A 15,562-nucleotide genomic window follows, 5' to 3' on the forward strand; every position below is an offset into this window, starting at 1 on the left:
TCCCCTTATTTGTAGCAAACGGCCTTCACCGCATCGACGACTTCGCCGACGTTCGGAAGCGCCAGCTTTTCGAGATTGGCGGCGTAAGGCATCGGCACGTCCTTGCCTGCAATCGTCAGGATCGGCGCATCGAGATAGTCGAAGGCCTGCTGCATGACGCGGGTGGCGATTTCGGTGCCGACGGAAGACTGCGGATAGCCTTCCTCGACGGTGACGAGACGGCCGGTCTTCTTCACCGATTCGATGACGGTCGGCAGATCCATCGGGCGGATGGTGCGAAGGTCGATCAGTTCGACGTCGATGCCGATCTTTTCGAGTTCGGCAACCGCCTTCGTCGCATAAGTCATGCCGATGCCGAAGGAGACAACCGTGGCGTCCTTGCCCGAGCGATGGATGCGGGCCTTGCCGATCGGCAGGACGAAATTATCGAGCTTCGGCACGTCGAAGTGCTGGCCGTAGAGAATTTCGTTTTCAAGGAAGATCACCGGGTTCGGATCGCGGATCGCAGCCTTCAACAGGCCCTTGGCGTCGGATGCCGTGTAGGGCATGACGACCTTCAGGCCGGGGATGGCGCTGTACCATGCTGCATAATCCTGGCTGTGCTGAGCGCCGACGCGGGCCGCCGCACCGTTCGGGCCGCGGAAGACGATCGGAGCGCCCATCTGGCCGCCGGACATATAGAGCGTCTTGGCGGCCGAGTTGATGATGTGGTCGATCGCCTGCATGGCGAAGTTGAAAGTCATGAATTCGACGATCGGGCGAAGGCCGGCCATGGCGGCGCCGACGCCGACACCGGCAAAGCCGTGTTCGGTGATCGGCGTATCGATGACGCGACGGGGGCCGAATTCCTGCAGCAACCCTTGCGTGACCTTGTAGGCGCCCTGATATTCGGCGACTTCCTCGCCCATGACGAAGACGTCGTCGCTGGCGCGCATTTCTTCGGCCATGGCATCGCGGAGCGCTTCGCGCACGGTCATCGACACCATTTCGGTGCCGGCAGGGATTTCCGGATCGTTCGGCACGGCAGCCTTCGGCTCGGCAGGAACGGGAGCGGCAGCCGAACCCGTATTTGTCGGCTTTTCTTCCTGAGCAACCTGCGGAGCAGCGACGGGAGCCGGCTGAGCAGCAGCGGGAGCAGTGGAAATCGCGTCGGCCGATTCGCCATCCTGCAACAGCACGGCGATCTTGGTGTTGACCTTGACACCTTCGGTGCCGGCGTCGACGAGCAGCTTGCCGATGACGCCTTCGTCGACGGCTTCGACTTCCATCGTCGCCTTGTCGGTCTCGATTTCGGCAATGATGTCGCCAGAGGTGACCTTGTCACCTTCCTGCTTCAGCCATTTGGACAGCGTGCCTTCTTCCATCGTCGGAGAAAGGGCGGGCATGAGGATATCGATAGGCATGGGTTCCCTCCCCGATTAGAGCAGAATGTCGGTGTAGAGCTCGGATGCATCCGGCTCCGGATCGGCCTGGGCGAAATCGGCGCTGTCGGCGACGATGTCGCGAACATCCTTGTCGATCGCCTTCAGATCGTCTTCGGAAGCCCAGCCCTTTTCGATGAGGCGCGCCTTTACCTGCTCGATCGGATCCTGCTCGGAGCGCATCTTCTGCACTTCTTCCTTCGTGCGATATTTCGCGGGGTCCGACATCGAATGGCCGCGGTAGCGGTAGGTCAGCATTTCGAGAATGATCGGACCCTTGCCGGAGCGGCAATGTTCGAGCGCCTCGTCGGCCGCGGCCTTGACGGCGCGAACATCCATGCCGTCGACCTGAATGCCGGGGATGCCGAAGCCGGAGCCGCGCAGCGAGTAGTTCGACTGAGCCGTCGCACGGGCGGTCGAGGTGCCCATGGCGTAACGGTTGTTTTCGACGATATAGACGATCGGCAGCTTCCAGAGAGCCGCCATGTTGAAGCTCTCGTAAACCTGGCCCTGGTTGGCAGCGCCGTCGCCGAAATAGGCGATGGCGACATTGCCGTTGCCGCGGTAATGGTTTGCAAAAGCAAGCCCTGTTCCGAGCGAAACCTGGGCGCCGACGATGCCGTGACCGCCGTAGAAATGCTTCTCTTTCGAGAACATGTGCATCGAGCCGCCCTTCCCGTGGGAATAGCCGCTGCGGCGCCCGGTCAGTTCCGCCATGACGCCGCGCGCCTCCATGCCGGTTGCCAGCATGTGCCCGTGGTCGCGATAGGCGGTGATGACCTGATCGCCTTCCTTCTGCGCCATCTGCATGCCGACGACGACAGCTTCCTGACCGATATAGAGATGGCAGAAGCCTCCGATGAAGCCCATGCCGTAAAGCTGACCGGCCTTCTCCTCGAAGCGGCGGATCAGTAGCATCTCGCGATAGGCCTTGAGTTCCTCATCCCGATCGAAGTCGGCTACCGGGCCTCCATTCGATGCTTTGGCTGCTGGTTTTGCTGCAGTTTTGCGGCTGGAAACGGTCGCGGTCTTTCGCGGCGCCATTCAACCCTCCCTATGGGTTTGTCGTTTCTCGGTGGCGCGTACCATAGGGAAGAAATATGACCACAGCAATGCCATAATTGCATGGCTCGTATTCGGCGCTAAATCATTGTAAATAAATCAGAAATTCCAATTAACCGAATTCCGGTTAATTGGAATAATGGCTGAATATGACGATCTCGTCCGCACGCGACATATTCAGCTGATATCGCGCCTTTTCATCCAACATATCCTTGTCGAGCGAGCCGTCACTCAGCAGCGCGACCTGGCTTTCCAGATGTTCGCGCCTCGCCTTCAACACAGCAAGCTCTCGTTCGCGCGCGACGCGCTGACGCTCGAACGTCTCCGTCGCCCGCAGGCCATAATCGCCATGGATGCAATGATAACCGAAATAGGAAAGGAAGGCGACCGTCATGGCCGGAATGACGAAGCGGCCGAGCTTTCTCTTCTTATGATGCTTTGTCCACATACACGCATGCTCTTAAACGCATTACCAATTCGTTCAGCATAACGCACAGAGATTAACCGTTCATTGACCGTAAAAAGCGCGCAAGAAAAAACCCGCGCCCGGAGGCGCGGGTCGAGCCGTAAAAATCGGAAGGATCAGCCTTTGATGATCGAGCGACCGGCGTACTGCGCCTGAGGGCCGAGGCCTTCCTCGATGCGGATCAGCTGATTGTACTTGGCAAGACGGTCGGAACGCGACAGCGAACCGGTCTTGATCTGACCGCAGTTGGTGGCGACGGCGAGATCGGCGATGGTCGAATCTTCGGTTTCGCCGGAGCGGTGCGACATGACGGCGGTATAGGCCGCCTTGTGCGCCGTGTTGACAGCATCGAGCGTTTCCGTCAGCGAACCGATCTGGTTGACCTTGACGAGGATCGAATTGGCGACGCCCATGCGGATGCCGTCGCGAAGGCGCGCGGAGTTGGTGACGAAGAGATCGTCGCCGACGAGCTGGGTCTTGTTGCCGATCAGATCGGTCAGTGCCTTCCAGCCATCCCAGTCGTCTTCGGCCATGCCGTCTTCGATCGAGATGATCGGGTATTTGCCGGCAAGCTCGGCCAGATATTCGGCCATGGCGCCTGATTCGAGCGTGCGGCCTTCACCTTCGAGAACATACTTGCCGTCCTTGAAGAATTCCGTCGAGGCGCAGTCGAGGCCGAGGCACATGTCGTCGCCCGGCTTGTAGCCGGCTTTCTCGATCGACTTCATGATGAAGTCGAGGGCTTCGGGCGCGCTCTTCAGGCCGGGGGCGAAGCCGCCTTCGTCGCCGACATTGGTGTTGTGGCCCTGCGCGGCAAGCTCCTTGCGGAGCGTATGGAAGACTTCCGAACCCATGCGCACGGCTTCGGCGATCGAATCGGCGCCGACCGGCAGGATCATGAATTCCTGGAAGTCGATCGGGTTGTCGGCATGGGCGCCGCCGTTGATGATGTTCATCATCGGCACTGGCAGCAGGCTCGCGGAAGCGCCGCCGACGTAACGGTAAAGCGGCAGGCCGGATGCCTGGGCGGCGGCCTTGGCGACGGCGAGCGACACGCCGAGGATGGCATTGGCGCCGAGGCGCGACTTGTTCGGCGTGCCGTCGAGCTCGATCATGATGTTGTCGATCTGGATCTGGTTTTCGGCGTCGATGCCGCCGATCGCGTCGAAGATCTCGGTGTTGGCCGCCTCGACCGCCTTTTCGACGCCCTTGCCGAGATAGCGCTTGCCGCCGTCGCGCAACTCGACCGCCTCATGCGCGCCCGTCGAGGCCCCCGAGGGAACGGCCGCGCGGCCCATGCTGCCGTCTTCGAGATAGACGTCGACTTCGACGGTGGGATTGCCACGGCTATCGAGGATCTCGCGGGCGATGATATCGGTGATTGCAGTCATGGGTTCTTCCTGCTCGGTGGGTGATCAAACGTTCGAAGCCTGTCATAATCGAAGGCGTGCAAATTACAATGCCGCAATTACCAGCCTTCGAATCGGCGTTCCCAAGTGGCCTAGACCACGATCATGTCATCCTGTTGAAGGTCAGGCCTTGGCGACCGCATCAAACGCAAGCAATTTCTCAAGCAGCCGCGGCATGTCCTTGAGATAGACCATGTTCGGGCCGTCGGACGGTGCGTTGTCGGGGTCCTGGTGTGTTTCGAGGAAGACGCCGGCAATACCCGTCGCCACTGCTGCGCGCGCCAGCGTCTCGACGAATTCGCGCTGACCGCCCGAGGATTCGCCCTGCCCGCCGGGCTGGGCGACGGAGTGGGTCGCATCGAAAATGACGGGCGCGCCCATCGCCGCCATGATCGGCAGCGAGCGCATGTCGGAAACTAGCGTATTGTAGCCGAAGGAGGCGCCGCGCTCGCACAGCAGCACGTTCGGATTGCCGCTGGCATTGAGCTTCTTCAGGACGTTCTTCATATCCCAGGGGGCGAGGAACTGGCCCTTCTTGACGTTGACGGCGCGGCCGGTCCTGGCGGCTGCGATCAGAAGGTCGGTCTGACGGCAGAGGAAGGCCGGGATCTGCAGAACGTCGATCACTTCCGCCACCTCGGCGCATTGTTCGGCGGTGTGGACGTCGGTCAGGACGGGAAAGCCGAATTCCTTCTTCAGGTCGGCAAAGACCTCCATCCCCTTTTCCAGGCCGATGCCGCGCTCGGCCGAGAGCGAGGTGCGGTTCGCCTTGTCGAATGAACTCTTATAAACGAGGCCGACGCCGAGCTTTGCGCAGAGCTCCTTCAGTGTGCCGGCGACCATGAAGGCGTGATCGCGGCTCTCCATCTGGCAGGGGCCGGCGATCAGCGACAGGCGGCCTGCATTGGAAAAGGTGACCTGGCCTTCGCCTTCGCCAATCTTGACCTCGGAATTGGTATAATTGCTCATCGTGGTTCCTCGAAGGCGAAGAGCGCACCCTGCCCGGGCGTGGGTTTCACCAGAATGCGGTTGTTCTTGCGCGTGTAGGTCACCCCGTTAGCAGCCAAATGCGCTTCTGTCACGGCAAGATCGGCGACAGTGAAGAGGATTGCCCGGCCGCGCAGGCCACGATCGGCGGAGGAGACGACAAGCTCGAAATAGGCCTCCAGCCCTTCCGGCGTCATCAGGCTGATCTTCGCATTCGATGCCGCGATATTCACGCCGAAACCGGTTTTCTCCGCCGCCGCCTGCCCTATCGCAAGTCCGACGAAAGCGGCGAATGCCGCCGGGTCCGGCGCGCAAAGCGCGATCTCGGCAATACCGATCACGCCATTGGCATGCGTCTCCAGCGCGGCGCGATCTGTCGGGAACGAATTGATGCGCTGGCAGGTAAAGAGAAAGAAATCGGGGGCGCGCAAATCAGTTGCAAAGGCCAGCTTGAAGCTACCGACGCTCTCCGAACCATCCGGCATCCGCATCGGCCGGCTGAATTGCAACATCTCACCGGCGCTCGCGCCGTTGCCGACGAAGCGCTTATGATCGAGGCCGGCATCCTCGCTGAGGAAGGCCAGCGCAGAAAGTCCCTCCTCGCCGCAGCGGAAACGGAAGGCGCGATTGCGGGCAATGAAGACATTGCCCCGGCGGGCCGCTGCCTCGCTCTCCTCGACACTCGCAACGCCAAGCGGCTCCAGATAGGTCTTGTCGGCGAAAAAGACGCAGGCATTCTCCGTTCCGAAGGGATGGCGCGCATCGGCGGCGACGGTGAAACCGAGCTTGCCGAGCCTTTCACGCGCCAGATCGATATTGACCACGGGCAGCACGACATGATCCAGCGGGTGCGACTTGGCGGAATGCGCGTTCATGAATATCCCTCCTGAAACCGGCAAGAGATGTGCGACAGCACCTCGCTCAATGCAAGACATGTGCACCAATCCGGCGAATGAAAATAAAAATCTCGACGAGTTGGCGCGAAGTTTTACGGAAATTTAGCTACTTGCGGAACACATATGGAACATATAGTGTCCGTTCTGGATTTGTTTCAATCACGGGGTCTGACGTCGATGCTCACGCGCAAACAACAGGAGCTTCTCCTATTCATTCATGAGCGCATGAAGGAATCCGGCGTCCCTCCCTCTTTCGACGAAATGAAGGATGCCCTGGATCTCGCCTCGAAATCCGGAATCCACCGGCTGATCACGGCGCTCGAGGAGCGCGGCTTCATTCGCCGCCTACCGAATCGCGCCCGGGCGCTTGAAGTGATCAAACTTCCGGAGGCCTATAATCCCAGCCTTCAACAGCGTCGCGGTTTTTCGCCGAGCGTCATCGAGGGCAGCCTCGGCAAGCCCCAGCCGGTCGCCGCCCCCGCTGCGCCAAAGCCGGTCGCCGACAATGGCAACTCCATCTCCGTGCCGGTCATGGGACGTATCGCCGCCGGCGTTCCGATCTCGGCGATCCAGAACAACACCCACGACATCGTCGTTCCCGCGGATATGCTCGGCTCCGGTGAGCACTATGCGCTGGAGGTCAAGGGCGATTCGATGATCGATGCCGGCATCTTCGACGGCGATACCGTGATCATCCGCAACGGCAGCACCGCAAGTCCCGGCGATATCGTCGTTGCCCTCGTCGACGACGAGGAAGCAACGCTGAAGCGTTTCCGCCGCAAGGGTGCCTCGATCGCGCTCGAGGCCGCCAACCCGGCCTACGAGACCCGCATCTTCGGACCCGACCGCGTCAAGGTGCAGGGCAAGCTCGTCGGCCTCATCCGTCGCTATCACTGATGCCGGATTTGCCGGAATCGGTAAAACGATCGTTGCGCCAATCATAGGCGCGATGGCGCATCCATGGTCGCGACAAAGTATCGAAGGCGGTAGTGACCTCCAGGTCGGCACCGGCGAAGCGCAATTCGACGGAACCGGTCCTGCGTAGCGTCTCGCCGGTGAAAAGCGTGCCGCCTGCACGGCAGCTGTTGAAACGCAGACGGACCGAGGTCACAACGATATCGGCCGTATCGCAGGCCGGACCGAGATAGGCGGCATTGTCGATGACGGTGACGATATGGCCATCGCCGAGTTTTGATGTGCACCAGGCCTTCTTGACGCAGGAAAAGCGGTTTGCTTCACCGCCTGCTGCGGCTGCCCGCATCGCTGCACTCGCTTCGTTCTGTTGATCGCGGGAAAGCCTGACACGGCGGTCTTCTCCTTCCGCCGGGATGGCCGGACCATCCAGCATCTTCGGCGGATCATGTGTCGGCAGGACCAGCGCTCGCTGCCACTGGTCGAAGATGAAATCCGGCGGGTTTTCACGGTTGGAAGCTATTGCCTCAGCCGCGACGACCGCAACCAGACTGCCATCCTCCGAAATCACCAGATCCGGCGGCCGGGGAACCGGCAGAAGCAGCACGATGAGCGTCGAGATGGCGATGATCGATGTGCCGACATGGCGCAGCCGGGTGCGCAGCAGCGTCAGCAGCAGAAAGCCTGCCACCGCCACTGCGAAATACCAGGCGGGCAAGCGGCCGACGCCGATATCACCGCCCCAGCCGGACACCGTCTTGGCAACCGCAATCACCAGATCGAGGCCGAATCCGACCACCTTCCAGAGCGGAGCGTCCACACCGAAAGGCATGAGCAACATCGCCAGCAACCCGGCCGGCATGACGATGAAGGAGATGATCGGCATCGTCGCAAGGTTTGCCGGCAGGCCGTAAGCCGTCAGGCGATGAAAATGCTCGATCGAAAACAGTGCGGTGGAAAAGCCGCCGATCAGCGAGGTCAGGAAGACGCCGCCGAAGAAACCGGCGACGGCAACCACCGGCCTGATGATCGGCAGTTTCAGAAAAGCGTTTTCGCGGACACGCCTGTCCTTCCACAGCTGATAGCCCGATACCAAAGCCGACGTCGCGGCAAAGGACATCTGAAAGCTCGGTCCCAATACTTCAGAAGGTGAAATGGCGATGATGATGAGCGCAGAGAGAACGATATTGCGCAGGCTGATCGACGGCCGATCGAAGAAGACGGCAATCAGCATAATGGCCATCATGATAAAAGCGCGCTCGGCCGAAACCCCGAAACCGGAGATCAGGTAATAGGCGGTGACGGCGATGAGCGCGCCGGCTGCGGCGATCTTCTTTGTCGGATAGGCTTGGGCGACACCGGGAAAGAGGCTGAGCAGCATCCGGAAGCCGACGAAGAAGATGCCGGCCGACAGCGCCATGTTGAGGCCCGAGATCGCGACGATATGGGCAAGGCCGGACTGGCGCAGCGCCTCCGTCGTCGTCTTCGAGATGGCGCGCCGTTCATCCGTCACCAGGGCAGCGGCAAAAGCGCCGGTGTCGCCGGGCAGGATCGATCTTATGCGGTCGCCGATGCTGCTGCGCAGCCGGTAGAGCCATTCGAGCAGCGCGTCCTTAGACCTGGCCGCCTGCGGGCCTGCCTCGAAGTCGAGTTTCTCCGGCGCACCGTAGAAGAAGCCGTTGGCGCCGATGCCGTCGAAATAGGCACCGAAGGAGAAGTCGTTGAGCGCGGGAAGTGCGGGGCCCGCCGGCGGCGTCAGCCGTGCCTTGCCGGTAATGATGTCGCCGATCTCGAAAGGCGCATCGGCGCCCCGGACGATCGCGGTTATGCGTCTCGGCGGCCGTTTCAGCTCCGGCGCCTCGGTGCCGGTGACGGCAAGAATGTAGCGCCAGCGCCCGCGGCCGTCGCCTTCCCGCCGTTCGACACGGCCGGTCACCGTCGTCGTCACGGATGAATCGAGGATCACCGTCGAAGCCCGCCAGCTCTCGAACTGCGCCGAGAGCATGCCGCCGGCGAAAAGTGCCAGCGCCATGAAACTTGCGCGCAAGGCCGGCCGGCTGGGACCGGTGAGGAAAACCGCGGCCGCCGACACCAGCAGGCAGAGCAGCGACGCAACGAGGGGAAAATCCGATCCGCCGAGAAACCAGAAGGCCGAGCCGGCTCCGAGGAAGACCGGCGAGAACAGCAGCAGGCGGCCATGATCGGCCTCTTCGCCCAGCATGCAGGCTCCGGCACGCAGCGATCGCCGGGCGGTGGCCAGCAGCCGACGACGCAATGGGATCTGCGACTGCGTCCTAATCGATCGAGTCACCACCGCAGGCGCAGGAAAATCTGGCGGATCGGCAAGGCCGACGCCCGCTTGCGGCCGCAATTCGGCTGTCGTCAATTCCTGCATGCCCCGCCCAAGATCACCCCGTAAAGTCGCCAGAATGCAACCTTCAGGTAAATCCGGCAAGGATAATCGATTGAAATATGAGCGAAAATCTTGAGGGGCAAAAGATCAGTCGAATCATCGGCTTCCGCTATGCGTGCGGCTCATCGCTGCAGTGCCTAAAAGGTGATGCCGCAATGCACAAAATGCCGTCACGGTAACTTGGCATTAGCGTTGCGATCATATAGCTATCGGAAAGGACGCTTAACCCCTATGGCGCTTTTGTGGCGCCACCGACATTTCGGAGGATCAGCATGACGGATCAAAGCGCTACAATAAAAATCGGTGACAAATCAGTCGACCTCGCCGTTAAAAGCGGCACGATCGGACCGAGCGTCATCGACATCGGTGCTCTCTACAAGAACACCGCTTCCTTCACTTACGATCCGGGCTTCACCTCGACCGCATCCTGTGAATCGAAAATCACCTATATCGACGGTGACGAAGGTGTGCTGCTGCACCGCGGTTATCCGATCGAGCAGCTCGCAGAGCATGGCGATTTCCTCGAGGTCTGCTACCTCCTGCTCTACGGTGAATTGCCGACGGCCGCGCAGAAGAAGGATTTCGACTATCGCGTCACGCACCATACGATGGTGCATGAGCAGATGAGCCGCTTCTTCACCGGCTTCCGCCGCGATGCGCACCCGATGGCCGTCATGTGCGGCTGCGTCGGCGCCCTGTCGGCCTTCTATCATGACTCCACAGACATCACCGATCCGCACCAGCGCATGGTCGCCAGCCTGCGCATGATCGCCAAGATGCCGACGCTTGCCGCCATGGCCTACAAGTACCATATCGGCCAGCCCTTCGTTTACCCGAAGAACGACCTCGACTATGCCTCGAACTTCCTGCGCATGTGCTTTGCCGTTCCGTGCGAGGAATACGTCGTCAATCCGGTTCTGTCGCGCGCCATGGACCGTATCTTCATCCTGCACGCCGACCACGAGCAGAACGCTTCGACCTCGACCGTCCGCCTCGCCGGCTCGTCGGGCGCCAACCCGTTCGCCTGCATCGCCGCCGGCATCGCCTGCCTCTGGGGCCCCGCTCACGGCGGCGCCAATGAAGCAGCACTCAACATGCTGACGGAAATCGGCACGGTCGATCACATTCCGGAGTATATTGCCCGCGCCAAGGACAAGAACGACCCGTTCCGTCTGATGGGCTTCGGTCACCGCGTCTACAAGAACTACGATCCGCGCGCCAAGATCATGCAGAAGACGACGCATGAAGTGCTTGGCGAACTCGGCATCAAGGACGATCCGTTGCTGGAAGTTGCGATGGAGCTGGAGCGTATCGCGCTCACCGACGAGTATTTCATCGAAAAGAAGCTCTATCCGAACATCGACTTCTACTCCGGCATCACGCTGAAGGCTCTGGGCTTCCCCACCACCATGTTCACGGTGCTCTTCGCGCTTGCCCGCACCGTCGGCTGGATCGCGCAGTGGAACGAGATGATCGAGGATCCGGAACAGCGCATCGGCCGTCCGCGCCAGCTCTACGTCGGCGAGCCCAAGCGCGACTACATCCCGGTTTCGAAGCGCTGATCGCATCAGGCTCAAAAAGAAGCCCGGTCAGGAATGGCCGGGTTTTTTCTTTTTCAAAACGTCGAGAAGGATTTCGGCGGCCTGTTCGCCGGGCGGCTTTTCCGTCTGCATGAGCTGCCAGATGAGATCGTAACCTTCCTTCATCGCCTTCAGCTGATAGGTGTCGGCCGACAGCCTTTCCATCCAGCGTGCAAGGCTTGCGCCGCGAACGACATCGTTCAGATATTCCGGCACGACCGGGTAATCGGCAATCAGGTTCGGCAGCGCGCCGGTCCAGGTCTTGATGCCCGATGTCAGCATGCGCATGATCCAGTCGACCTTGTAGGCGGAGACGACGGGAACGTCGGCAAGTGCGAGCTCGAGAATAACGGTTCCGGACGCCGCCATGGCTGCATCGGCCTCGGCAAAGGCCTTCCATTTTGCTTGCGCGCCGACGACGATCTCCGGCTTTACCGCCCAGCCCGCCGTGATTTCGCGGACAAGCGCTTGCCTGTGCGTCACCGTCGGCAGAATGAAGCGCATGGACCCATTGCGGGCGACGAGTTCATTCGTGGCGACCTCGAAGTAAGGCAGAAGCTTCTGGATCTCGGAGGAGCGCGAGCCGGGAAGAAGCAGGATCGGGCCATTGCCTGGCTGCCTTCCCAGGCGCAGGCGACGTGTCTCCAGCAGCGCCGGGTCGGCGACCAGACGATGCCCGACATAGGTTGTCGCCGGACCATTGAGGCGCTGCATGGCTGCCGGTTCGAAGGGCAGGACGGCAAGCACGTGATCGACATAGCCGAGCATTCGCGTGGCGCGATATTCCTTCCAGGCCCAGACGCTCGGACAGACGTAATTGACGACCGGCAGATCGGGTAACGCGGTGCGCACGCGCTTGGCGACGCGATGGGTGAAATCGGGACTGTCGATGATGACAAGGATATCCGGCTTTGCGGCGATGATCTCAGCCGTGGTTCGACGGATCAGGCCAAACAGCCTTGGCAGCCGGCTCAGCACCTGGGTGACGCCCATGATCGACAGCTCGGAAAAATCGAACAGGGATTTCAATCCCTCCGCCTGCAGCCCCTCGCCGCCAACGCCGACAAGCTCCACCGGTCCGCTGTAATTCCGCTTGAGGGCCGCGATGAGATCGGCGCCGAGCAGATCGCCCGACACTTCCCCGGCAATGACGGCGATCTTCAGCGGCGCCCCGTTCATTCGAGCCCCCATGCCGGCAGACCGCGATCGATGCCGCAGACGAACAACCCAGCCTCGTCGGCGGCGCTGATGACTGCGGTCCGATCAAGCACCAGCGAGCGACCGGCTTCGATTGCGATGCCGGCAAGGCCGGCTTTCGCAGCGTTCTGGATTGTGGCAACGCCGATCGCCGGCAGGTCGGCGCGAATGTCCTGTTGCGGCTTGCAGAGCTTGACCAGCACGCCGCGGCGGCGCGGCGAGATCCGTCCGGCGGCCCTGAGGCCGGCGACACGGTCCAGCATCTCATCTGTGCCCTCAAGTCCTTCCAGCGCGACGACGCGCTCGCCGATGCTGACTGCACCCTGCCCGACATCCAGCCGGCCAAGCGTCTCGGCGGCATTGGCGGCTTGGCTGATATCGCGTCGGTCTTCCTCGCAGGGCGCGGCGGCACCAAGCGGGCCAACGGAAGCGAGCAGGTCGGGGGCAATCTCGTGGGCGCCGACGACGCGCCGGCCGTTCCCCTCGATCAACCGGATCACCATCTGCAGAACGGTATCGTCGCCGCCGGAGAGCAGTGTGCGAATGGCGGCCGGGACCTTCATCAGAATGCGCAACGTCGGGCGCACCTCGCGCCATTCCGGCCGGCGGCGCACACTTCCCGACATTACCACACGTTCGACGCCATATCGGTTGAAGAGACCCTCGAGGGCGGCGAAATCGCCAATGCCGATAACGGCGTGATCATAGCCTTCCCAGCGTGGATCACTCTCGTCCTTCAGCGCGACGATAACGGGATTTTCGCCAGCCGCGCGCGCGGCTTCGGCGACATAGGAAGGCAGAAGGCCACCGCCGGCGATGATCGCCAACCGGCCCGCAGCGGTGTCGCCTGTTAAAGCCACGGACTAGCCCTTCTGCCCCCGCGTCGGCGAGGACAGCGCGCGGTCGCTCTCGGCTGCAATGAAGTCGAGGATCTGCACGACCTGCTCGCAATCGGCATATTCACCACGGATCGCGGCGGCGTTTTCGCGCACTGAGCCCGTTCCTTCGAAGATCGCCTTGTAGGCGCGGCGCACCCGGTGGATGACAGCGCGGTCGATGCCCGCCCGCGTCATGCCGACGACATTGAGGCCGCCCAGCAGACCGGGATTGCCGTTCAGCATGCCATAGGGAATGACATCGTAACTCACGGCCGACAGGCCCCCGACAAAGGCGTGGCGGCCGACGCGGGTGAACTGGTGAACCGCCGAGCCGCCACCCAGGATGACCCGATCCTCGATGACGACATGGCCGGCGAGCATGACGTTGTTCGACATGATCACATGGTTGCCGACCCGGCAGTCATGCGCGACGTGAGAATTGGCAAGGAAAAGGTTGTTGTCGCCAACGATCGTCCGGCCGCCGAAATCGGCGGTGCCGGTGTTCATCGTCACACCTTCACGGATCGTGCAATTGGCGCCGACCGTCAGCGTCGTTTCCTCGCCGCCGTGATGCACGCTCTGCGGATCACCGCCGACGACGGCCATCGGAAAGATGCGCGTGCCCTTGCCGATCACGGTGCGGCCAGTGACGACCGCATGCGCCAGGAGCTCGACATTCGCATGCAGGTCGACATGCGGCCCGACATGGCAGAAAGGACCGATTTTGACGCCCTCGCCGATGGTAGCCCCGTCTTCGACGACAGCCATCGGATGAATACGGGCGCTTTCGGCGATATTGCTCATGCCTGATCCTTACGAACGATCATCGCGCCGATATCAGCTTCGGCGACAAGTGCGCCGTCAACCTTGGCGTCGCAATGGAATTTCCAGATATTGCCGCGTTGCTTGTTTTTCTTGACGTGGAATTCGACGCGGTCGCCGGGCACAACCGGCTTACGGAAGCGCGCATTCTCGATGGTCATGAAATAGACGAGGTTGCCGGTTTGACCTTCGTTCTTGGCGCAGATGGCACCCGCCGTCTGAGCCATGCCCTCGATCAGCAAAACCCCCGGCATGATCGGCGCTTCCGGAAAATGGCCGGTGAAATGCGGTTCGTTCACCGTGACGTTCTTGATGCCGATCGCCGTGTTGTCGCCGTCGATCCCGATGATCTTGTCGACCATGAGAAACGGATAGCGATGCGGCAGCAGCTTCATGATCTCGGTAATATCAGCCGAAGAAAGCGTCGTCGTGGCTTCCTCAGTCATTTTGCTTGCCTCCAGGGTTCCTCCCGCGCAACTTGGACTTCGACACCTGTTGCGCGGCCTCTCTCAAATAGTCTTTTAGCGGACGGGCAGGTATACCGCCATATTGTCCGCCCGCGGCAAGGTCAGTCATGATACCGCTTTTGGCAGCTATCTGCACGCCATCGCCGATCGTCACATGTCCCTTGATTCCCGCCTGGCCGCCGATCTGCACGCCATTGCCGATCTTCGTGCTGCCGGCAATGCCGACCTGCGAAACAATGGCGCAATGGCGGCCGATCTGGACGTTGTGGCCGATCTGGACCTGATTGTCGATCTTGGTCCCCTCGCCGATTACCGTGTCGTCCATGGCCCCGCGGTCGATGGTGGTGTTGGCGCCGATCTCAACACTGTCCTGGATGATCACCCGGCCGATCTGAACGATCTTGATCATGCCGCGCGGACCCGGTGCATAACCAAAACCGTCCTGGCCGATCCGAACGCCGTTGTGGATGATGACGCCATTGCCGATCAGCGCACAAAGTATGCTTGCTCCAGCCGCAATCGAACAATCCCGGCCGATCTTGACATTCGGGCCGATGACACTGTTCGCGCCGATGCGCGTTCCCGCCCCGATCTCGGCATGCGCACCGATGACGGCCAACGGTTCGACGATCACGCCCTTTTCAAGTTTAGCGCTCGGATCGATCACTGCGCTCGCAGCAATCTCGCTTTCACCCGAAAGAGCGATCGGACGCAATGCTGCGGGATAGAACAGGCCGCCCGCCATTGCGAAGGCGGCATGCGGATTGGACGAGAAGATAACCGGAAGATGCGGAGGAACGAGATCGGCAAGCGCCTTGTCGCAGATCACCGCCGAGGCCTCGCAGGTCGCAAACTCCTCGCGGTTACGGCGCGACAGGATATAGCAGACATCGCCCGCTCGCGCCCGGCTGATGGGTGCGACGGACCTGACGATGACATTGGCATGATCGGAATTGACGAGTTCCGCCCCAAGAAACTCTGCCAGCTCAGCGAGCTTCAGACCTTCATGGGGCAGAAAAAAAACGTTTTGCTCCATCGGCAATGCTCCAGAA

Annotated in this window: 15 protein-coding genes; 3 read left to right on the plus strand and 12 right to left on the minus strand. The window is 61.3% G+C overall.

The window, feature by feature from the left end; translation table 11 throughout:
* Window positions 1-5: 5 nt before the first annotated feature.
* The 6 genes from B5E41_RS13160 to B5E41_RS13185 all read right to left on the minus strand — a co-directional run bounded on the left by B5E41_RS13160 (window position 6) and on the right by B5E41_RS13185 (window position 6,220).
* On the minus strand, window positions 6-1,403 hold the full coding sequence (locus B5E41_RS13160) for a pyruvate dehydrogenase complex E1 component subunit beta (RefSeq protein WP_088394183.1): 1,398 nt from the start codon (window positions 1,401-1,403) through the stop codon (window positions 6-8).
* 15 nt (window positions 1,404-1,418) lie between these two features.
* A complete protein-coding gene (gene pdhA / locus B5E41_RS13165; protein ID WP_011425209.1) occupies window positions 1,419-2,465 on the minus strand; it encodes a pyruvate dehydrogenase (acetyl-transferring) E1 component subunit alpha in 1,047 nt (348 codons plus the stop codon).
* Window positions 2,466-2,610: 145 nt separating this feature from the next.
* Window positions 2,611-2,931: an FtsB family cell division protein gene (locus B5E41_RS13170; RefSeq protein WP_088394185.1), complete on the minus strand. Its 321-nt coding sequence runs from the start codon at window positions 2,929-2,931 to the stop codon at window positions 2,611-2,613.
* Between the two features lie 134 nt (window positions 2,932-3,065).
* The gene (gene eno / locus B5E41_RS13175) at window positions 3,066-4,340 is read right to left on the minus strand and encodes a phosphopyruvate hydratase (protein ID WP_064802304.1); all 1,275 of its coding nucleotides are present in this window, start codon (window positions 4,338-4,340) and stop codon (window positions 3,066-3,068) included.
* A 141-nt stretch (window positions 4,341-4,481) separates the two neighbouring features.
* A complete protein-coding gene (gene kdsA / locus B5E41_RS13180; protein WP_088394187.1) occupies window positions 4,482-5,327 on the minus strand; it encodes a 3-deoxy-8-phosphooctulonate synthase in 846 nt (281 codons plus the stop codon).
* The gene (locus B5E41_RS13185) at window positions 5,324-6,220 is read right to left on the minus strand and encodes a VOC family protein (RefSeq protein WP_088394189.1); all 897 of its coding nucleotides are present in this window, start codon (window positions 6,218-6,220) and stop codon (window positions 5,324-5,326) included. Before B5E41_RS13185 ends, kdsA begins: the two co-directional genes overlap by 4 nt.
* A gap of 198 nt (window positions 6,221-6,418) precedes the next feature.
* On the opposite strand from B5E41_RS13185, the gene lexA reads away from it, so the two are divergent.
* Window positions 6,419-7,138, plus strand: coding sequence for a transcriptional repressor LexA (gene lexA / locus B5E41_RS13190; protein WP_064806107.1), 720 nt, complete (start codon window positions 6,419-6,421; stop codon window positions 7,136-7,138).
* On the opposite strand, the gene B5E41_RS13195 is transcribed toward lexA, so the two are convergent.
* Window positions 7,119-9,374 (minus strand): ComEC/Rec2 family competence protein, encoded by a 2,256-nt coding sequence (locus B5E41_RS13195; RefSeq protein ID WP_245303086.1) that lies wholly within the window; start codon window positions 9,372-9,374, stop codon window positions 7,119-7,121. The two genes, lexA and B5E41_RS13195, sit on opposite strands and share 20 nt — an antisense overlap.
* Here B5E41_RS13195 and B5E41_RS32195 point away from each other — a divergent pair.
* Window positions 9,351-9,572, plus strand: coding sequence for a hypothetical protein (locus B5E41_RS32195; protein WP_245303087.1), 222 nt, complete (start codon window positions 9,351-9,353; stop codon window positions 9,570-9,572). The two genes, B5E41_RS13195 and B5E41_RS32195, sit on opposite strands and share 24 nt — an antisense overlap.
* Window positions 9,573-9,838: 266 nt before the next feature.
* Window positions 9,839-11,128 (plus strand): citrate synthase, encoded by a 1,290-nt coding sequence (gene gltA, locus B5E41_RS13200; RefSeq protein WP_038688692.1) that lies wholly within the window; start codon window positions 9,839-9,841, stop codon window positions 11,126-11,128.
* Window positions 11,129-11,155: 27 nt separating this feature from the next.
* Here the strand turns inward: gltA and lpxB are convergent, their stop codons facing one another.
* Genes lpxB through lpxD form a run of 5 tightly spaced genes read right to left on the minus strand, consistent with a single transcriptional unit; the run spans window position 11,156 to window position 15,546 of the window.
* A complete protein-coding gene (gene lpxB, locus B5E41_RS13205) occupies window positions 11,156-12,325 on the minus strand; it encodes a lipid-A-disaccharide synthase (RefSeq protein ID WP_088394193.1) in 1,170 nt (389 codons plus the stop codon).
* Window positions 12,322-13,203: an LpxI family protein gene (locus tag B5E41_RS13210; RefSeq protein WP_088394195.1), complete on the minus strand. Its 882-nt coding sequence runs from the start codon at window positions 13,201-13,203 to the stop codon at window positions 12,322-12,324. Before B5E41_RS13210 ends, lpxB begins: the two co-directional genes overlap by 4 nt.
* A 3-nt stretch (window positions 13,204-13,206) precedes the next feature.
* Complete coding sequence (lpxA, locus tag B5E41_RS13215) at window positions 13,207-14,025, minus strand: acyl-ACP--UDP-N-acetylglucosamine O-acyltransferase (RefSeq protein ID WP_088394197.1); 819 nt, start codon at window positions 14,023-14,025, stop codon at window positions 13,207-13,209.
* Entirely contained in the window at window positions 14,022-14,489 is a 468-nt protein-coding gene (gene fabZ, locus B5E41_RS13220; protein WP_088394199.1) for a 3-hydroxyacyl-ACP dehydratase FabZ, read from the minus strand. The genes lpxA and fabZ overlap by 4 nt, the downstream gene beginning before the upstream one ends.
* Complete coding sequence (lpxD, locus tag B5E41_RS13225) at window positions 14,482-15,546, minus strand: UDP-3-O-(3-hydroxymyristoyl)glucosamine N-acyltransferase (RefSeq protein ID WP_088394201.1); 1,065 nt, start codon at window positions 15,544-15,546, stop codon at window positions 14,482-14,484. The genes fabZ and lpxD overlap by 8 nt, the downstream gene beginning before the upstream one ends.
* Between the last annotated feature and the right edge of the window lie 16 nt (window positions 15,547-15,562).

Source organism: Rhizobium esperanzae (genome assembly GCF_002204185.1).
GTDB classification, from domain to species: domain Bacteria; phylum Pseudomonadota; class Alphaproteobacteria; order Rhizobiales; family Rhizobiaceae; genus Rhizobium; species Rhizobium esperanzae.